General features: G+C 32.2%; 20 protein-coding genes, 1 tRNA gene and 1 pseudogene. 11 read left to right on the top strand and 11 right to left on the bottom strand.

Annotated elements, in window-relative coordinates; all coding sequences use genetic code 11:
• Nucleotides 1-6 precede the first annotated feature (6 nt).
• Nucleotides 7-897 carry a homoserine O-succinyltransferase gene (locus EV02_RS06120; protein ID WP_025955465.1) on the top strand — a complete coding sequence of 297 codons (891 nt, stop codon included), beginning with the start codon at nucleotides 7-9 and terminating at the stop codon, nucleotides 895-897.
• Between the two features lie 5 nt (nucleotides 898-902).
• Here the strand turns inward: EV02_RS06120 and EV02_RS06125 are convergent, their stop codons facing one another.
• Nucleotides 903-2,468: a SulP family inorganic anion transporter gene (locus tag EV02_RS06125; protein WP_032519226.1), complete on the bottom strand. Its 1,566-nt coding sequence runs from the start codon at nucleotides 2,466-2,468 to the stop codon at nucleotides 903-905.
• A gap of 30 nt (nucleotides 2,469-2,498) precedes the next feature.
• Nucleotides 2,499-3,779, bottom strand: a complete 1,281-nt coding sequence (locus EV02_RS06130) for an FAD-binding oxidoreductase (protein ID WP_032519224.1) — start codon at nucleotides 3,777-3,779, stop codon at nucleotides 2,499-2,501.
• Between EV02_RS06130 and EV02_RS0108670 the strand changes: the two genes are divergently transcribed.
• Together EV02_RS0108670 and EV02_RS06135 are read left to right on the top strand one after the other, a co-directional pair.
• Nucleotides 3,746-4,951 (top strand): sirohydrochlorin chelatase, encoded by a 1,206-nt coding sequence (locus EV02_RS0108670; protein ID WP_032519223.1) that lies wholly within the window; start codon nucleotides 3,746-3,748, stop codon nucleotides 4,949-4,951. The two genes, EV02_RS06130 and EV02_RS0108670, sit on opposite strands and share 34 nt — an antisense overlap.
• Before the next feature lie 381 nt (nucleotides 4,952-5,332).
• Nucleotides 5,333-5,590, top strand: a complete 258-nt coding sequence (locus tag EV02_RS06135) for a DUF2811 domain-containing protein (protein ID WP_032519221.1) — start codon at nucleotides 5,333-5,335, stop codon at nucleotides 5,588-5,590.
• Here the strand turns inward: EV02_RS06135 and EV02_RS06140 are convergent.
• On the bottom strand, nucleotides 5,577-7,217 hold the full coding sequence (locus tag EV02_RS06140; RefSeq protein ID WP_032519220.1) for a GMC oxidoreductase: 1,641 nt from the start codon (nucleotides 7,215-7,217) through the stop codon (nucleotides 5,577-5,579). The genes EV02_RS06135 and EV02_RS06140 overlap by 14 nt on opposite strands.
• A gap of 107 nt (nucleotides 7,218-7,324) precedes the next feature.
• Between EV02_RS06140 and EV02_RS06145 the strand changes: the two genes are divergently transcribed.
• On the top strand, nucleotides 7,325-7,792 hold the full coding sequence (locus EV02_RS06145) for a pentapeptide repeat-containing protein (RefSeq protein ID WP_032519218.1): 468 nt from the start codon (nucleotides 7,325-7,327) through the stop codon (nucleotides 7,790-7,792).
• 8 nt (nucleotides 7,793-7,800) lie between these two features.
• Here EV02_RS06145 and EV02_RS06150 read toward each other — a convergent pair whose 3' ends face one another.
• The 3 genes from EV02_RS06150 to gloA form a co-directional block, all read right to left on the bottom strand.
• On the bottom strand, nucleotides 7,801-8,193 hold the full coding sequence (locus EV02_RS06150) for a hypothetical protein (RefSeq protein ID WP_032519217.1): 393 nt from the start codon (nucleotides 8,191-8,193) through the stop codon (nucleotides 7,801-7,803).
• 2 nt (nucleotides 8,194-8,195) lie between these two features.
• Complete coding sequence (locus tag EV02_RS06155) at nucleotides 8,196-8,693, bottom strand: VHS domain-containing protein (protein ID WP_032519214.1); 498 nt, start codon at nucleotides 8,691-8,693, stop codon at nucleotides 8,196-8,198.
• 265 nt (nucleotides 8,694-8,958) lie between these two features.
• Complete coding sequence (gene gloA, locus EV02_RS06160; protein ID WP_032519212.1) at nucleotides 8,959-9,348, bottom strand: lactoylglutathione lyase; 390 nt, start codon at nucleotides 9,346-9,348, stop codon at nucleotides 8,959-8,961.
• A 133-nt stretch (nucleotides 9,349-9,481) separates the two neighbouring features.
• On the opposite strand from gloA, the gene EV02_RS06165 reads away from it, so the two are divergent.
• Entirely contained in the window at nucleotides 9,482-9,916 is a 435-nt protein-coding gene (locus EV02_RS06165) for a Tic20 family protein (protein ID WP_032519210.1), read from the top strand.
• Between the two features lie 27 nt (nucleotides 9,917-9,943).
• Here EV02_RS06165 and EV02_RS06170 read toward each other — a convergent pair whose 3' ends face one another.
• The 4 genes from EV02_RS06170 to EV02_RS06185 all read right to left on the bottom strand — a co-directional run bounded on the left by EV02_RS06170 (nucleotide 9,944) and on the right by EV02_RS06185 (nucleotide 11,293).
• Nucleotides 9,944-10,273 (bottom strand): hypothetical protein, encoded by a 330-nt coding sequence (locus EV02_RS06170; RefSeq protein WP_032520431.1) that lies wholly within the window; start codon nucleotides 10,271-10,273, stop codon nucleotides 9,944-9,946.
• A 7-nt stretch (nucleotides 10,274-10,280) separates the two neighbouring features.
• Entirely contained in the window at nucleotides 10,281-10,865 is a 585-nt protein-coding gene (locus EV02_RS06175; RefSeq protein ID WP_032519208.1) for a hypothetical protein, read from the bottom strand.
• Between the two features lie 55 nt (nucleotides 10,866-10,920).
• Nucleotides 10,921-11,121 (bottom strand): hypothetical protein, encoded by a 201-nt coding sequence (locus EV02_RS06180; RefSeq protein WP_032519206.1) that lies wholly within the window; start codon nucleotides 11,119-11,121, stop codon nucleotides 10,921-10,923.
• 85 nt (nucleotides 11,122-11,206) lie between these two features.
• Nucleotides 11,207-11,293: transfer RNA gene (locus tag EV02_RS06185), tRNA-Ser, on the bottom strand.
• Nucleotides 11,294-11,503: 210 nt separating this feature from the next.
• On the opposite strand from EV02_RS06185, the gene EV02_RS06190 reads away from it, so the two are divergent.
• From EV02_RS06190 to EV02_RS06210, 6 genes are all read left to right on the top strand, one after another.
• Nucleotides 11,504-12,679, top strand: coding sequence for a hypothetical protein (locus EV02_RS06190; protein ID WP_032519205.1), 1,176 nt, complete (start codon nucleotides 11,504-11,506; stop codon nucleotides 12,677-12,679).
• A gap of 52 nt (nucleotides 12,680-12,731) precedes the next feature.
• The gene (locus tag EV02_RS06195) at nucleotides 12,732-13,037 is read left to right on the top strand and encodes a DUF3764 family protein (protein WP_032519204.1); all 306 of its coding nucleotides are present in this window, start codon (nucleotides 12,732-12,734) and stop codon (nucleotides 13,035-13,037) included.
• A gap of 3 nt (nucleotides 13,038-13,040) precedes the next feature.
• A complete protein-coding gene (locus EV02_RS06200; RefSeq protein ID WP_032519203.1) occupies nucleotides 13,041-13,604 on the top strand; it encodes a S41 family peptidase in 564 nt (187 codons plus the stop codon).
• A gap of 8 nt (nucleotides 13,605-13,612) precedes the next feature.
• Nucleotides 13,613-13,789, top strand: a complete 177-nt coding sequence (locus tag EV02_RS09475) for a hypothetical protein (protein ID WP_193742615.1) — start codon at nucleotides 13,613-13,615, stop codon at nucleotides 13,787-13,789.
• Nucleotides 13,790-13,838: 49 nt separating this feature from the next.
• Nucleotides 13,839-14,258 (top strand): hypothetical protein, encoded by a 420-nt coding sequence (locus EV02_RS06205; RefSeq protein WP_032519202.1) that lies wholly within the window; start codon nucleotides 13,839-13,841, stop codon nucleotides 14,256-14,258.
• A gap of 164 nt (nucleotides 14,259-14,422) precedes the next feature.
• Nucleotides 14,423-14,785 carry a hypothetical protein gene (locus EV02_RS06210; RefSeq protein WP_032519201.1) on the top strand — a complete coding sequence of 121 codons (363 nt, stop codon included), beginning with the start codon at nucleotides 14,423-14,425 and terminating at the stop codon, nucleotides 14,783-14,785.
• Between the two features lie 198 nt (nucleotides 14,786-14,983).
• Here EV02_RS06210 and EV02_RS09470 read toward each other — a convergent pair.
• Nucleotides 14,984-15,355, bottom strand: a pseudogene (locus EV02_RS09470) (hypothetical protein); the annotation flags it as partial.

Genomic DNA, 15,355 nt, shown 5'->3' with positions numbered 1-15,355 from the left:
GATTTATTGGCTTTAATAATTCCTAGTAACTATCACAAGATTAGTGATGTTGAGAAAAATCATATATCTTGGATCGAACCAGAATTGGCAAAAAGACAGGATATACGTCCTCTTAGGATTGGTATTTTAAATATCATGCCTCTAGGCAAGCAGTATGAATTTAACTTGCTACATCCACTTGGTTTATCTCCCCTTCAAATTGAGCCAGTTTGGATAAAGCTTAAAACTCACTCTTATAAAACATGGGATCTTAATCATCTGAATAATCTATATATTACTTGGGAAGAAGCAAATAATCCAGAACCGTTAGATGGAATCATTATTACTGGAGCACCTATTGAACACCTAGCCTTTGAGGAGGTTAAGTATTGGGATGAATTTGTAAAAATTGTAAATGAAGCCAGAAATTCTTGTGCGAGTACTCTTGGATTATGTTGGGCTGGCTTTGCGCTAGCTTATTTGGCAGGGGTTGATAAGAAAGTTTTTGATAGGAAATTATTTGGGGTATTCCCTTTAAAAAGTCTTGTTCCTGGACACCCTTTGATGGGTACACAAGATGATGAATTTATTTGTCCTCAAAGTAGATTTGCGGGATTACCAGATTTGGAAATGGAGAAAGCCCAAAAAGAGGGGAAATTGAATTTGTTGGCTTATGGAGAAAACGTTGGATATACAATATTTGAATCTAATGATCAAAAACAACTTATGCATTTAGGTCATCCTGAATATACGGTGCATAGAATTATTAGTGAAATTGAAAGAGACAAAGAAAAGGGAGATGTTCCTCCTCCTAAAAATTTTGATCCAAATAGTTCAAAAACCGCTTGGAGGTCTCATAGGAATTTGCTTTTTCAACAATGGCTTTGGTTCTGTTATCAACAAGTTAGTCTTAATTAACTTTTTTAATGAGCGCTTTCCATACCACCTAGTCTTTCAAATAAGTTAAGACTTTCTTTATTTAATCCTACAATTTCAACTTTAGAACCCCCATTCTGGAACTTTCTAATAATTTGCTCAAGAGCAACAACGCCACTTTGATCCCAAATATGAGCTAAAGACATATCAATTAAAATATTTTCTGGATGTTCATGAATATCAAATCCTTGTAAGAAATAAATTTTACTTACAAAAAATAATTGTCCTTTTACTTTGTAGGTAGTCAGATTATTTTCTTTAGCTCTTGAGACAGTTATAACTTTTGCGACTTTTCTGCTGAAAAGAATTGCAGCTAATGAAACTCCAGCAATAACTCCAAGTGCAAGATTATGAGGTTTTGTCAGCATTGTAACCGCAAAAGTCATAAGCATTACTGCAGTATCACTTTTAGGTATCTTTCTAATATTTTTTAATCCATTTATATCTGCTGTACTTATTGCGATAGTTATCATGATTGCTACTAAAGCAGCCATTGGTATTGCTCCAATCCAAGACTTCAAGAGGATAATCATAATTAGTAGAGATATACCTGAGGAGAGAGTTGATAATCTGGATTTACCTCCATTTTCAGTATTCATAACAGATTGCCCAACTAAGGCACATCCTGCCATTCCACCAAATAAGGATGCGACAATATTTGATATTCCCTGCCCTCTTGCTTCTTTATTTTTATTAGAATTTGTATCAGTTACATCGTCTAAAATGTCTTGAGTTAAAAAGGTTTCCATTAAACCTACGAGAGATATTGCGAGTGAAGTCGGTAAAATAATTCCTAATGTTTCTAGACTAAAAGGTACTTTTCCATTTTCTATTGATCCAAAAGGAAGAGAAATACTTGGTAATCCATCAGGTAACTTACCCAAATCGCTAACTGTTGGGACATCTAGATTCAAGAATATGCTTATGAGAGTAATTACTACTATCGCGATAAGTTGAGATGGGACTACTTTTGTGATTTTTGGAAGCCCATAGATAATTATTAATCCTAGGATTACAAGAATCCAAACTACTGGGATCTGAGAGTTAACTGGATACTGACTCAAAGTTTGTTCAATTAATCCATTTGATTCTTTAATACCTATTCCTAACTGAGGTAGTTGTGCCTGAAATATTAAAAGCGCTAGTGCATTTACAAATCCACTTAATACTCCCGTAGGCACGAATCGCATTTGGTAGGCAAGTCTTAAATACCCCCAAATAATTTGGAAAATTCCAGTTAATATTCCAGCTGCAATAAGATATGGGACTCCTAATCCAGGAGCTTGTGATTCTCCATAAGCAACAAGTCCAGTCATCAAAAGAGCTGTTGAACCTGTAGCTGAAGTGATCATCCCCCTTCTCCCTCCAACAATCGCAATTGTTATGGATAAGCAAAATGCACCAAAAAGGCCAACTTTAGGATCTACACCAGCTATACCTGAAAAAGCAATTGCTTCTGGGATCATTGCAAAAGCAACAACTAAGCCTGAGAGAATATTTGACTTTGGATCATCTAACCAATTTTTAGATAAATATCTTGAGAAATTTGACATTTTAAGTTTCTTTATAATTAAGAAGTTACCTCATAAAGGAGGCAAAATACCTTGTGGGTCAAAAATATTCTTTAAAGTTTTTAATTCATTCATTCTATCTCCAAAGGCTAATGTAATTTCTTCATCATGAGAATTCAAATGATTATGCAATTGGGCTAAGTGAATATTTGGATAAAACTTTTTTAGCTTGCTCCACGATTTATAAATCCATTCCAAAGCGACCTCTTTTTCTTGAAGATCATTTTTTTTCCATGATGCATATATCCATGGTTTCCAAGTGCTTTTTCTATGAACAAAAAAGCTTGAGCCATGATTTAACTTTTTAGTTTTGCAACCTAATTGTTGAGAAGCAATGTAACAGGAATTATTAGGTTTATTATCCATTATTTCATCCAAACATTTTATGAAAATTGGGATATCATTTTTTAAATCTTCTCCAAGAAGACTAATTACCTCAGAATGGTTATTTGCATTCAGCTCATATAAATTCAATTCCTTAGGGAAGAAATTTATTTTGTTAAAGTTTTCATAAAATTGTTTTTCTAGACTAGGGAATTTGTCTAGAAGCATCAGACATTCTTCTGTTCTTTTATCCTCTAAATTATTTTTGAGTTCAGCAAAAATATATATGTAAATTTTTTGGGCATAAATCCATTGAAGACTAATATTTTCTGGAAATTCCTCTGATAGTTTTATTATTTCTGTAAGTTCATTTAGATTTACAAATCCTTCAATAACCTTAATTGAATTAGATTGGATAGTCTTAAGTTCTATTTCGGTAATAATTGAAAAGAAGGGTGCTGCGCCTTTAATTCCTTCCCAAATTAATTGTTCTTCGGTATTTATTTGATTTTTTTTTAAAGAAATAAATGTGCCATTACCCAAGAAACCTTTTATTGATTCAATATTATCAATGGCTAATCCATAGGTTCTACTGAGCGGACTTACTCCACCAGTTAGTATATAGCCTGCTCCGGGAAGTTTAGAAAGTCCGATTGGAAAACTTCGATTATATTTTTGTAAATGATTTAATAGATCCCCCATTATTACTCCACCTCCAATTGTTACTAAATTGGTTTTTCTATCTAGATGAATTTTGCTGTGATTTTTTCTTAGATCAAGAGTTGTAAAACCATTTTTTGCACAGCTAGAAGTTGTACCTCCACTACACACGCAAAGGTGCTCGAATTTTTCGCAAGAATAGTTATCCTCATTAAATAATGATTCGTCGACGTCATAAATTAATTTCTTAAATTTTGCATCCTTTGAGTTGATATTTGGAACTTCAAGCAAGTTATTATTATTTTTCACTACATGATATTGTTCTTTACTATTATGGTATAAGTAATAATTTGAATTTGGATAATTTAGATTTGAAGTTAAATAATCAAGTCGCGATACTTATCTGTGGACATGGGAGTAGAAATAAACTAGCCATTACTGAATTTCAAGAATTAACTAATTTCATCCAAAAAAGATATCCAAACTTTTTAGTTGAATATGGTTTCTTGGAATTTGCTAAACCTTCGATTGTTGATGCTTTAGATAAGTTAAAAGATCTTTCTATAAAAAAAGTAATTGCAATACCTGCAATGCTTTTTGCTGCTGGCCATGTAAAAAATGATATACCTAGCCTGCTTATGAATTATTCAAGTAAAACAGGAATTGAAATAATTTATGGAAGAGAATTAGGTATTAATAATTTAATGATTAGTGCAGCTTGTGAAAGAGTAAAAGATGTATTTAAACAAAATAATAATCTCAAACCTGAAGAATCATTATTAGTTGTTGTGGGAAGAGGCTCTTCTGATCCAGATGCGAATTCCAATGTTTCAAAAATTACGAGAATGATCGTAGAGGGTATTGGTTTAGGGTGGGGGGAAACAGTTTTTTCTGGAGTAACTTTCCCCCTTGTTGAACCTGGCTTGAAAAATGTTGTGAGACTTGGTTATAAAAATATAATTGTTTTCCCTTATTTCCTTTTTTCAGGTGTCCTTGTTACAAGAATAAAAAGGCAAAGTGATTTAGTTGCGATTAATAATCCAAATATTTCATTTATACATGCAAAATATCTTTCGTCACAGTCTTATGTGGTCGACACTTTTGTAGAAAGGATTGAAGAGATTCTTAATAACGAAGGTAATAATTTTATGAATTGCTCAACTTGTAAATATAGATCAAATTTATTTGGCTTTGAAAAAGAAGTTGGAATGGTCCAAGAAAGTCATCATGACCATGTAGAGGGCTTGGGTATCAGCTGTGATTTATGTGATCCTGAATGTAATGGTGCTTGTGAAATGCAAAATCAAATCCCAACTCATAATCAAGAAAAATCAGACACAGGAGGGGGTAATTACTTAGAACATGAACATGTAGAGGCCCATCAACATGAACATAATCACCATCACCATCACCATAGTATTTATCCAAATTCAAAACACCCTTTAGGACCTGTCACGCTTCGCTTGCCTAATAAAGACTAAATCTTAAGAAAATCCGTTGAAATCAATGAATCACCTGTCTCTTTCTCGACTTAGTCTTAATAGACTCAGTATATATAAGTATTCTTAATATAAAATCGTGAAAATATTTTGAGCTAGATTTTCCACAATATGCAGGTTGTTTTCCACGTCCAAATCCACACTGGATTAGAAATGGCAGTATTTTTCAAAAAAAACAGGACTTCAACATTATTGTTGACTTTTTTTTAAGATCTATTCAATTTCCTTATTTGAAAAAGAAGTTTTTTAAAAACCGACTTATAACGTGAGTCTTATTTGATAATGTGAAAAGTTTATCAGAAGATTATTCTTGATATTTTTAGAGAAAAATATCATTATTGTTGAGGTAAAAAAAATAAATTTATGGATCAAATCAGCCAAACAAATTTAACTGATAAGAAACTCGTAGAGTGCTCTTCAGATAAAGTCTCATTAGAAACAGAGCTTTCAGAAACTCTTTATAACACTATGAAAGATTTCGTATTAAGTAACCCGACTTGGGATCAATACAAGCTTATAAATTCAGCATTAGCTACTTTTCTCGTTCAAAACGGATGTACAGATAATTCTGTCTCAGAGATTTATTTAAATCAATTATTTAAACCTTCTAAGTCTTTTTAATATTTAAACAGGCTCTTCTACTCAAGGCCATCATTGTAAGTGTGGGACTTTGCCAAGATGATGTGGGCCAGCATGCTCCATCTAGTACAAGTACATTCTTACATCTCCATAATCTATTAAATTTATCAACTACGCTATTTTCTTCATTTGTTCCCATTGGTGCGCCTCCTACTTCATGTATGTAATATCCTGGTGGAGGAGGACTATCTGAAAGTGCGGTCAAATTTTTTGTAAATAAACTCACTAATGGAATATTCATTAGTTCATCAATATTTTTTATTTCTCCATTTGCAGCTTTGACTGATTTTTGTATTGTTTTTTCCATATGTTTTGCCATATTTAACTCATTCTCGCTCCATTCGAATTCAATGTATGGAATTGGGATGCCCCATTCATCTGTTTTTTTTGATAGAGAAACTGAGTTTTTCTCTCTAGGAAGGACTTCGCCATGGGCGATAAGAAAGCCAATGGATTTGTTTGCGTCTTTTTGTAAAAATTTAGGTATCCCTAATCTATCAATTGCCCCCCAGATTCCATAACCTCTATGGAAATATATGCCGTCAATTTCTGGTAAATTTGAACCAAATGGAATAAAGAAGCTGCCTGCTCCAGAAAGATCGGGAGTATTATCTAATGATTTATCTGAGTTTTTTGCTTTTGGGACTGAAAAAAATCTACAGATAGATATGTGATCCATTAGGTATTTACCTAATTTCCCAGAATTATCCTTAAACCCTGAGGAATTTGATTTGTATTCTGAGTTCAGTAGTATTCTCAGTGTTGAAATTGTTGATGCGCAAAGAAGAACCAAATCACAATCCAATACTTCTTTGTGTCCATTTTCTAGGTTTACAATCGTTAGTTTTGAGGCAAGCTCTGTTATCTTGTTAATCTCAAAAGACTCCACTAGGTAATTAGAGATTATTTGTACATTTCCAGTATCTAAAGCTTTTTTTAAAGAGCTTCCTACGCTAGAGGATTTGGGCCAGTTTTTTTCTTTTACAGATGAATTACGGTCAAATCCTCTTGATTGGATAAATGGATAGTTTAATTTTGATTTAACTTTGCTGCCAAAAACATTTTCGTTTTCTGTAAGAGGAATTTCACCAATATACTTACCGTTTGGGACCTCCTTGATATCATCTTTTCGTCCATAAATTCCGCAGAAATTTTCAATAAAATCGTAGTGCGGGGAAATTTCTTCGTATGAAATAGGCCAGTTTGGTCCGAATCCGTCATTTTTAGCCGGATGAAAGTCGTCTGAGGAAAGTCTTAATGTTATACCTCCCCAAGTTAATGATCTCCCCCCATATTGTTTACCTTGTGTCCAAAGAAATGGCTTTTTTTTTGGGAAGTCATAAGGATGCTTCAATTCATTTGAATATAAGTCAGGATTATTTTTCCAATAACCAGGATGTTGGCACTGATTGGCATGTTTTTTTGTTATGAGTCCTGATAATCTTTTTAATGTACTTTTTGGCTCATGATTACTAGCTTCATGCCTTTTAATTTGATGCCCTGCTTCTATTACTAAAACTTTGATCCCTTGTTCTGCCAATGTAAGTGCTGCTATTCCGCCTGTAGCTCCAGAACCAACAACAATTGCATCATAAGGACTTATATCCAAAACCTATTTCGTGATTTGCTATTTCAATAAATATAGCATTCAGTAAATAATTAATTTTTAGATTTCAGCTTAAGAAGTTAGAATTTATTGAAATATTACTCAACCAAATGAGATTTATAATTTTAACTTTTTTAATAGTTGTTTTAACCCTCCCTTCTAGAAGCTTCGCAGCTTTGGATTATGGTAAACAATCTTTGGTAGGGGCTGATTTTTCTGGATCTGATTTAAAAGGAGCAACTTTCTATTTAACTGATTTACAAGACGCAAATTTGTCAGGTTGTGAGCTCCAAAATGCGACTCTTTATGGAGCAAAATTGAAAGATACTAATTTAAGTAACTCCAACTTAAGAGAAGTAACTTTAGACTCGGCTGTTTTAGATGGAACAGATTTATCAAATACTAACTTGGAGGATTCTTTTGCTTATAGTACCCAGTTTGAAAATGTAAAAATACAAGGCGCAGATTTCACAAATGTTTTTTTGCCAAAAGATATTATTAGGAAATTTTGTGAAAGTGCTACTGGAACTAATCCAATTACAAATAGAGAAACCAGAGAAACTTTAGAGTGTGATTAAATTTAAATTTATGCACATACAAGTTCTTTTTTAATATTTCTTTGTTTATAAAGTGATCTTCCAACAGGCCAACCTAAAGTAGATAAATGTTTCATTAAAGAACCTGAGTACTTGAAATAATAATTGTCTGAATATTTGATGCCAAGTTCTTTTAGAGTGGTTATTAATAAAAATAGATCTTTCTTTTTGCCTTTTTTCATATCCAAAAATATCAATGCTTCACTTGATAATTTTTTTTCTAGTACCTTATCATTTTCAGCAAAACCAACTTTAAGTGAATTAAATGCATCAGAATAAAGAGTATAAATTATTCCATCTTTAGATTTATCTACAGAATTATCTACATTAAATCTTGATGATGTTAATGTTTTGTATCCTTTAATGATTTTTCTGTTATTCATAATTATTTGATTTCATCCTGAGCTAATTCGTATTTCTCCAATAGATTGTTTACTTCTGCTAGTGCAATCCTCTTTTGACAGGCCGAGTCATATCTATTTACTGCTATTGAAGGTATTGAACCTTTGCTTTTCATTTCCCTTATACCAGTTTCTAAACATTGAAAAGCAACACTTGATAGATCTCTTCCTTCTGCTGCTGCCCAAACTTTCAAAAGATAAGTAAGATTTGATGGCACTGAGATCTGTACTTTGTTTGAATTTGAAGTATTTAATGCAATATCATCGAGACTAATTTCTTTAGAGGAAATAGTTTCTTTAACCTTTTTCTTCAAAAATTTTACTTTGCTTACAGCGTCCTCTTTATTCTTTATTTTTTGTTCTATTTCAAATAACTCTTCTTCAGAATTAATTAAAGCTTCTAATGCCCATTTAGCATCATCTTTAGCAACCGCGGTTCTATCAAGCCATTCATCTCTTATTTTTGACCAATTACTAGGCATAAGCTTTAAAAGATAATTCTATAATATATAAATCTATATAGATTGTCTATAAATTCTAAATAGATTTAATATAGATTGTTTAAAGTTTAATTTTATTTTTAATAATTCCTTGTCTTAGAAATAATCTTTTACAATATTGAGACAGCAGAATCCATCGAATATGATCTTAGAGGTATTTTTTTCGCTTATTGAAAACGATATATACAATACTTCAATCTTTTTAAATTTTAGTTATTTGTTTATTTAATTAAAAATTTCTGAGTTTTTAATCTCTTTCAATAAGTTCAATTTTATAACCATCAGGATCCTCAACAAAAGCCAAGACAGTAGCACTGTTTTTCATTGTTTTAGGTTTGGTTGTTATTTTACAGCCATTATTTTCTAATCCTTGGCAAATTAGATGAATATCTTTTACTCCAATAGCTATATGACCATATTTATCTCCAAGCTCATAGTCTTCAGACTTTTTGCCCCAGTTATAAGTTAATTCAATTACGGTGTTTTCTTTTTCTGAGCCGTAACCAACAAATGCCAATGTGAATTTTCCATGAGGGTAATCCTTTTTTCTTAATAAATTCATTCCTAATCTATTGACGTAGAAATCAATGGATTTATCTAAATCTCCAACTCTCAACATTGTATGTAGAATACGCATTTTGAATTATAAACATTAATCAATTATCTTATATTTAATAACCATCTGCCAAAGTTGATTTTTTGGAGGCTAAGTCTTTTATTAAGTTCAGAAAAATTAGGTTAAGATGTAAATACGAAATTCCAATAATATATTGAATAAGATATTCCAGAGACTCTCATCAGTATTTTTGTATACTTTGCCATTAAAGGCATCAATACCTTTTGGATATTATTTGTTCTATAAATATTCTTTTTTAAAAATACTATTATTAATAACTTTCCCGATAGCAATAATTGAAAAATCTTTGCCTTTTGGAAGTTTTTTATTATTTATAATTTTGTTTGCTGGATTAGCAAGAAACTCAAAAGTACCTTATTTTGTTAGATATAACGCATGCCAAGCATTGCTTATTGATATTGCTTTGATAATAATTTCATATCTATTGAGAATATTTCCCATAGTTGAATTGGGCTCAATTATTTTTATATTTACATTATGTATTTTTATTTATTCGATTTCTAAATGTATTTATGGAGTTGAACCTGAAATACCCTTAATTAGTAAATCTGTGAGAATGCAAATTTAAGAAGATTTATAGATTTACTGACTTTCTTCAGCACTCATTCAGAATAGATTCCCATCTTTGTTGACTTGCCATTATTGCTTGCATTGGTGGATTAGCCCCCTCAATTTCAAAGGCTTTGATTAATGATTTATTAGCTAATAGGCCTAATCTTGCAGCCTCTCTTTGCCTAGAGCATACTTTTTTTCTTGACCCCTCTTTTAGACTATTTTCGATTTCTTTGAGAATCTGGCTAGCTTCATTCGATTTAGAATAAAAATCATTCATGTAAACATCAAGTGCCGTATCAGCAAGGATTCGAACTGGAGAAATTATTGTGACTAAGCACACTATAAAACTTGCAAATACAAATTTTTTCATAAGAATCTTAGGCAAATTTTTTATTCGATCTCTTTAAAACTAAATAAAAGGTAATTACGCTAATTGTTCCAGATGGGCCTATTAAAACATGCCAAAATTGATCGCCACTTATGGAGAGCTTTGTTCCAAAGAAAGTCGTAAAAAAAATGCCAAATATTGGGTAGAGGATGAAAAGCCAATCTTTAAAAACTCTTTGCCAATAAATAATTAGAAGGATACTTATAATTACTTGAAAAAGAAGAGCAATTGTTTTACCAAATAAAAAATATGAGATTATTGAACATAGAGAAATGTAAAAATTAGTTTTTTGAACAAATCTATTTTTTATTACTGATATTGATAAACATGTTAAACCTAAAGATAGGAAAGAATAAAATAACCAATTAAATAAAGAGGAATGATCTACATAAATCCAAGATGTTTGGGTATGATCGATCATTTCAGAAATCGATGCCAATCCTAAAAAAATAAAACCAAAAGGAATAAATTCGTTCTTGCTAATGTGTTTGAATTTTTTGATCGATCTAATTCCTAATAATATTGGGATGATTGCCGCTTGAAAATGGGCTAATAATAAAATTGAAAAAAACAAAATAAATTCTCAAACTCAATTCATCTGAAATTCAAAAACTAAAATCATTTTCAGGTTATCTTAGTAGAGTTAGATACCATTGCCCGATTACTACTATTAATATAGTAAGAACAAAAGGGAAAGCAGGATATCTGGTCTGAAAATTAGCTGGTGGCCAAGGGGACCAAGATATTAATCTTCCTTGAGGTTCATTTGGAATAACTTTTTTTTTCGTTTTTTTGGATATTAAAGTATCTGTGGCGAATCCTTTACTCATAGACCAAATAAAAATATACTTTAACAAAAACGGACCAAAAAGGCGTTAATATTATTTTGTTAAACTTCACTTGATTTTTTTAGAACGGAGGGGGTGGGATTCGAACCCACGGTACCCTTGCAGATACGCTAGTTTTCAAGACTAGAGCCTTAAACCACTCGACCACCCCTCCAACGGGTTATTCAGTTGTATCCGAACCATTAATATATATCATAAGAAGTCAGTCATAGTCAAGTAATTTACCTTACTGCAGGGGTTCTCAGGAGTTATAAAATGAAAACATTTTTTGGTTGACAGAATATAGGTGTACTTGCACCGATTAGTACATAATAGTTAGAATTAGTCCACCGAGGTTAGTCCTCCAATAAAAACCATCCGAACAATGGCTAATCCGTTTGAACTTTTAAAGGCAAAAGTTTCAGCAACCAATGATGTATTAAAAAGAAAAAAAGTTGGGGTAACTATATATATAAAGAAAGATGCTTTTGCTTTAAGGGCATCATTACCTTCAAAAGATGGTCAATCTAATCAGAATATTCAACAATGGGTATCCATTGGATTAAAGGCTGACCAAAAAAATATCAAAGAGGCAGTAAGGTTATCTGAAAAATTAGGGGAGGAAAAAAGGGCTGGATTATTTAAATGGAGTGATTGGGAGAAAAAGAATGAAGAGCCTGTTGAGTTAATCAAAGAAAGTAGAAAAGTAGGAGATATTATCAAAAGATTTGAAAAGGATTTCTGGAGTGCTGAAAATAAGGACAAAAACAATAACCAAAACATGGCTGGGTGGAAACAGATTGAAGGTTATTTATTGAAAATGGAAAAACATAAAATTCTTAATTATGAAAATATTGTTGAACTTGCCAATAAAGCACCAGCCGGATCAAAGAAGAAGGCGGATACTGCAAAGCATTTTCTGCGATTAGCTAAGTTTGCAGAAATACCAAATCTGAAAAAACTCCAGGAGTGGTCAACAGCTACTCAAAAGGCTTATAAGGATGATGCTAAGAAAAGATCCAGAAAAAGATTGAAAGATGAGGAATATTTATATCATGTTCGTTTGTTGAGAGAAGACCCAGTTTGGGGTTGGGCATTAGCTGCTCAATTTGTATTCGGTACTAGGACTTCTGAAATATGGAGCATCAAACCATTTGAAGAATCTGGAAAGATTATGGCTGAAGTTTTGACAGTGCCCAAGAGTGAAGAACCATCAGAATGGAGAATCACTCCAGCATTAAAACAGGAATGGGCAAGAACTTTAGATATTTTGAATATATATAAGGAATTTAGTATTGATAAAACTGAAGATTATGATTCTGCATTTTTAAAGTCATTAAATAGAAGATATACCAAATGGCTTGCTAAAAAAACCAATCAATCATTTCAGGCATATGACCTTAGACACGCTTATGGTTATCGCACTGAAAACATGAATATCAATACAGCATCAGCATCAAAATTTATGGGTCATAGTGAAGCTGTTCATACCGCAACTTATCAAAAGGGATATGTCAAACAAGATGTTTTGCAGACGTTAAATTTATTAGACCAACAATAATAGTTAGTAATTGACAGTCGATCTAAAATAAGGGGCAATTAGCTCCTTTTTTATGTCTTGTTTAGTTACCTCCGTGTTTACTTTTAAAATTGAAAGTACTTTCGATGAATGGGCTGCAATATTTGATAGTGCAGAAGCAGATAAAAGGCATTCAGAATTTGATATTAAGCCGCTTTTCAGAGGAGTAAGCAAGGATGATCCTCAAAGAATAATTGTTATTCATCAAGCTCCAGAAGGTAATGTTCAAAAGTTTGTTGAAGCAAATGGTGACTGGATGGCAACTCATAGAGTTGACTTATCAACAATGGAGGAATCCTCTTGGACTGCTTCATTAACAAAGGAAGATTGTTGTGATTAACAAATGAAAAGACTGCTATTCCCACTAATATCGGCACTAACCTTATCTACTGCTGTTCATGCTGGAATATCTGATGAATTACATAAAAAATGTTTAGAAGCACGAGATTATGCAGGTTGTGTGACAACCAATAAAAATCTATCTCACAGAAAAGATAAGGAAATAACAGGGATTGGAATAAGGCTCTTTCTTAATAGTGATACTGCTGAATTAACTATTCAATCTGTAATAAATGATTCTCCTGCTGCCTCCGCTGACATTAAACCAAATGATGTAATTATCAAAATAGATGGGAAATCTACGAGAGGAATGGGTATAACAGAAGCAGTTTCTCTCATAAAAGGACCAAAAGATAAGCCAATTAAGTTAGTCTTATTAAGAGTAAATGAGGCAGGTAAAAAGGAAAAAATAAATGTTCAATTAGTAAGAGATACTTTTAAAGTTCCAAACAAATTTTATGAAGGTAATTTAAGGAGACAATTGGAGTTTTTCTTTCCAGAAAATTTAAAAGAAATTTTTCCAGAAAATGAACTTTCCCCAAATCAAAAAAAAGGAACCTCAATTTAAATTACTGAATGAAACGCTTACTACTCCCACTACTAGCAGCACTCGCTTTAACTATTGCTGTTAATGCTGAGACATCTGATATAAATGCTGGATTCATAGACTTAGCAGATTCTCCTGCGCAAGATATTTCTGAAGAAGAAAGTGAAGAAGACACAGAAACTACATCTAAAAATACAGAAGACTAAAACTAATGATGATGTAATTAATGAAACGCTTACTACTCGTAATTAATTAATGAATAAAACTAACACTTGGTTAATTGGAGTATTTGCTGTTGTTCTTATTTGTGTTTCCCTTTTCTCATATCTAAATGCACAAGCATACCAATCCTTACTGCGACCTAGTATTGAGGATTTTGACTATAAAGCATTCTTGCTCCGCCCAAAACCTAGTATCGAGGATTTGGAATATAAAGCATTAGATAAGAAAAGGGCAAATGCTGAATATGCAGCGAATAGGGATTTTACTGACTATGAAAAATTTGGAAGTATTCTTTTTTGTAATTCTTCATTCAATAGTCGGATTGAATCAGCAACCTATTCGGCACAAATGGAATTATATATTTCTAGAAAAGAAGCAGATTTATCAAAATGGGATACTGCTATCAAAGATTATGAAAACGAAAGATCAAAATGTAGAGACTTTAATCCTTAAATGAAACGCTTACTACTTGCACCAAAATTATTTAAATCATGGCTTAACATCTTAGTTATATTTGTATAAGTTTATTTGCACATATTAGTAGATAAAAGTTAACTGAAAATATAGTTAAAACTAATCAATTACATTCTAAGAAATAAAACTATCCATACTTATTTATGGCTTTAGTCAGTAGAGCTGAAAGGAAAAAACGCAGATGTGTCGCTCTAGAAAGATTAAACTCTGGAATGGGAGTGTCTGAAGTGAACAGAACTCTTGTGAGGGACTACGGAATTACTCGCAGAAGTGCGAATCTGGATATTAATTGGGCTAGTGCTCAAATAGTACAGAACTTAGATAAGTATGAACGAAAAGACCTAATGGCATGGCTTATTACACAGACAGAAAGGGTATATTTAAAAGCTCTGGAATCTAACCAATTAAGTGCAGCAATTGGAAGTTTAAATTTAATGCACCGAATAACAATAGAAGCTGCCGAAAAAAAAGCTAACAAACCTTATCACGGCAACTGTAAGTTTTAGTATGTCTCATCGGTCTTGGACATGGCTTTTCAAATTATTGGACGAAATATTGGTTATTTTCTAAAATCTGGTCTCAGTCTAAGACGCTAAAAGCATTGGGAATAGGTTGGCCAGTCTCATTAATTAGTGGGTGTACTGTCATGCAAACAGTAGTGAAGCCCAGCTCTTTTTTATCCTACATAACTCCTAAACTTTAATTTAAACAAGAATATCTGTTATTCCTACACCATTTAAATCCGATAAATTGTAGCCATAAATTATTGCCAGCAAATCACTTTTATTTTCATCTAGATAGACCTTCATATTTTTGCCACTGTCAAATACTCCGAGTTGATTATTATCAATACCATTTAAATTTACTTTATCTCCTTCTTCAAAATCTCTTATTCTGTCATAACCACTTCCTGCAGTTAATCTAAATACATCATTACCACTTCCACCATATAAATCATCTTTACCTAAACCTCCAACTAAAATATCATCGCCATCTTCTCCTTTTAATAAATCATCTCCACTTTCTCCATATAATTCATCTCCATCATCTCCACCTCTAAGATAATCATCGTCTTC

Source organism: Prochlorococcus marinus str. SB (genome assembly GCF_000760115.1).
Lineage (GTDB): Bacteria > Cyanobacteriota > Cyanobacteriia > PCC-6307 > Cyanobiaceae > Prochlorococcus_A > Prochlorococcus_A marinus_D.
This window is presented reverse-complemented; position numbering and strand designations above follow the sequence as displayed.